This window comes from Micromonospora sp. M51, assembly GCF_018070305.1.
Taxonomy (GTDB): Bacteria; Actinomycetota; Actinomycetes; order Mycobacteriales; family Micromonosporaceae; genus Micromonospora; species Micromonospora parva.
In genome coordinates this window covers 1-844 of the sequence record NZ_JAGPXZ010001312.1, presented here as the reverse complement: position 1 = coordinate 844, position 844 = coordinate 1, and the positions used below count along the sequence as shown (strand labels likewise).

Sequence of the window (844 nt, the reverse complement as noted above, 5' to 3'; positions counted from 1 at the left end):
CCGCGACCCCTGTCGAACGCCCGTCCTGGCCGGCCAGTCGAGCGGCCAGCACCGGTGCGGGCGACGGCGGTGAGCCGCCCGGTCGGTCCCGGCCCGAGACCCGGCCGACCGCCCCGTTCCGGCTCCGGCCGGCGACACCCGAGCCCGGTCCCTCGTCCGTCGAGTCGCCCCAGCCGGCCGCGCCCGCCAGCGACCTGCCCTCGAAAGACGTCACACCGCCCGCCGCCGCGAAGGGTTCCGGCCGCACCGGTCAGCCCGCACCGTCGTCCGTCTCTCCGTACGCGGCGCGACGATCCGCCCCGGACCCGACGTCGCCGGCCGACGACGGCCGGCAGTCGGCCCCGAGCGCGGTGGTGCTGCCGCAGCGCGTCCCCGCGGAACCGGACGTGCCCGTCGTGCCGGAGCCGCCAGCCGTGGAGCCCCCCGCCGAAACCCCGGAACTCGCCCGCATCGCCACCCACCTGCGTCGGGACGACGAGCCAGCCCCGTTGCGGGAGCGCCCCGAGGGGTTCGATGTCAACGCCATCCTGGACGCCGTCCGGGAGGTGGCAGGTGTCCGCGACGCGGCCCTGCGCCGTACCCCGGCCGGGGCGCACAGCCTGCGACTGGACCTGGCCGACGGCGCCGACCCGGCCGAGGTGAGCCGGCAGGTGGCCCGGCTTCTCCAGGAGCGGATGGGGTTGGCCGCGGCCCCGCAGAACGTGCCCGGCCTGCCCAGCACGCCGCCTCCGCCGGTGCGCCGCCGCGCTGCCGAACCCCGACCGGCTGAGCGGCGTACCCCGGAAACGCAGAACGCTGCCGCGCGTGATCCCGGCGAGGTTCGGGCGGCCACGTCGCCGACGGC

At 78.3% G+C, this 844-nt stretch carries 1 pseudogene; it reads left to right on the top strand.

Annotated features, from left to right (window positions below):
* A pseudogene (locus KBX53_RS36760) lies at positions 1-844 on the top strand (hypothetical protein); the annotation flags it as partial.